Source organism: Thiohalocapsa sp., from assembly GCF_019695415.1.
Lineage (GTDB): Bacteria > Pseudomonadota > Gammaproteobacteria > Chromatiales > Chromatiaceae > Thiohalocapsa.
In genome coordinates this window covers 1-1818 of the sequence record NZ_JAIFKJ010000005.1, presented here as the reverse complement: position 1 = coordinate 1818, position 1818 = coordinate 1, and the positions used below count along the sequence as shown (strand labels likewise).

1 protein-coding gene and 2 pseudogenes are annotated in these 1818 nt (G+C 65.0%); 2 read left to right on the top strand and 1 reads right to left on the bottom strand.

What is annotated here, in order from left to right; all coding sequences use genetic code 11:
* Window positions 1-152: 152 nt before the first annotated feature.
* Both msrP and I6U14_RS00055 read left to right on the top strand, forming a co-directional pair.
* Window positions 153-917 (top strand): annotated as a pseudogene (gene msrP / locus I6U14_RS00060) (protein-methionine-sulfoxide reductase catalytic subunit MsrP); the annotation flags it as partial.
* 81 nt (window positions 918-998) lie between these two features.
* Complete coding sequence (locus I6U14_RS00055; RefSeq protein WP_296895847.1) at window positions 999-1283, top strand: DUF1289 domain-containing protein; 285 nt, start codon at window positions 999-1001, stop codon at window positions 1281-1283.
* A 52-nt stretch (window positions 1284-1335) separates the two neighbouring features.
* On the opposite strand, the pseudogene I6U14_RS00050 reads toward I6U14_RS00055, so the two are convergent.
* Window positions 1336-1818 (bottom strand): annotated as a pseudogene (locus tag I6U14_RS00050) (hypothetical protein); the annotation flags it as partial.

The window sequence follows — 1818 nt, the reverse complement described above, 5'->3', positions numbered from 1 at the left end:
CGTTACCTCGTGTTTGTTCTGTTCTTGTGTTTTGTATGGAGCGGGGTCCCACCTGTATTTCACCTATCATCTGCGGCGGCAGCGTCAGAGGTGTATAAGAGCCGGCGGACGACCCGGGCGCGGGGCTTTTTCCGGTATCGCGCAACCCCGAATATACGGTCAGCCGGCCGGTCACGCCCGAAGACGTCGCTACAACCTACAACAACTTTTATGAGTTCGGCTCGCACAAGCGCATTTCGTCCGCCGCGCAGGCGCTGCCGATTCGGCCGTGGGAAATCGCCATCGCGGGCGCGGTGGAAAAGCCCTTCAAGATCGGCATCGACGAGCTTTTGAAAAAGATGCCGCTGGAAGAGCGCATCTACCGCCTGCGCTGCGTCGAGGCGTGGTCGATGGTGATCCCGTGGAACGGCTTCCCGATGAGGGCGCTGCTCGGCTTCGCCAAGCCGCTCGGCAAGGCGAAATACGTGAAGATGCAGACCTTCATGAAGCCGGATGTCGCGCGCGGACAGCGCCAGCACTGGTATCCGTGGCCCTACACCGAGGGGCTGACGATCAAGGAAGCCGCGCACGACCTGTCGTTCCTCGTGACAGGCATGTACGGCAAGCCCGTGCCGCGGCAAAATGGCGCGCCGCTGCGCCTGGCGGCGCCGTGGAAGTACGGCTTCAAGTCGGTGAAGTCGATCGTCCTGTTCGAGTTCACCGAAGAGCGCCCGACCACCTTCTGGGAAGAGATCGCGCCGTCCGAATACGGTTTCTGGGCCAACGTGAACCCGGACGTGCCGCATCCGCGCTGGAGCCAGGAGACCGAAGAGGTCGTCGGCACCGACAAGCGCATCCCGACGCAGATCTATAACGGCTACGGGGACTACGTCGCCGACCTCTATCAGGGGATGGAGGGCGAGCGCCTGTTCATGTAGCCCGGCCGATAATTCTTGATAGGTCTTGTCAGGTTCTCATATTCTGGCGGGAGTGCGTTAACGCCAAGTCAGGAGGCAAGGTTGGGCAAAAAGGGCGACAAACTCCCTTCTCCATGCATCGATATTTGCAAGGACAAGCGCGGCGTGTGCGTCGGCTGCGGCCGGACGAAGAAGCAGAAGAAGTCCTGGAAGGACGCTGGCAGCGACCGCGCGCGTGAAGCGCTGGTCCTTGAATGCGCCGAAGCGGCAAAGTCGCTGGGCATCTATGAGTTCTGGGCCGGCGAATACCGCCGCAAATGCCGCAAGAAGGGGCGCGAGTGCCCGCTTGACCAGCTTGAGATGGAGGCCGAGGCGGCGCAGAGCTGACGCCTGAGCCCCTGCCCGGACCGCGCCTCTTCCGCCGCGGCATGCGGCGCGATCAGCGCCGCTGCCACCAGCCGCGCCGGCGCTGACGCTGTTCCTTGCGCTCCGGCTCGCCTTCGGCTGTAACGGTTTCCTTTTCGGGGGCGCTGCGCTCGGGCTCTGGCTCACGCATCCCAGGTGTTTCAGCCGGGGGCTGCTCCTGCTGCGCGGGCATCTCGACGACCTCGGCGGGCTGCGCCTCTGGTTCAGCCGCCGCTTCCGGCTCGGCGGGCTCTGCCGCCTTTTCGATCTCGGAAACATCGGCAGCGCCTTCCGCGCGCGGATGCATCACGACCTCCGCAGGCTCGGGCGCTGCGCTCTCCTCGGCTGGCGCGGCCTTCTCGGAAACGGCTTCCGCCGGTTCCGGCTCGGCGCGCTCCTCGCGCGGCGCACTCTCGCCGAACGCATCGGCCTCATCGTCGCGCTGCTCGCTCACGCACGTTTTCGCCCCGACCGCGAGCCTGGCCCGCTTACCACGCCACCCACGCCGTCCGCGCAG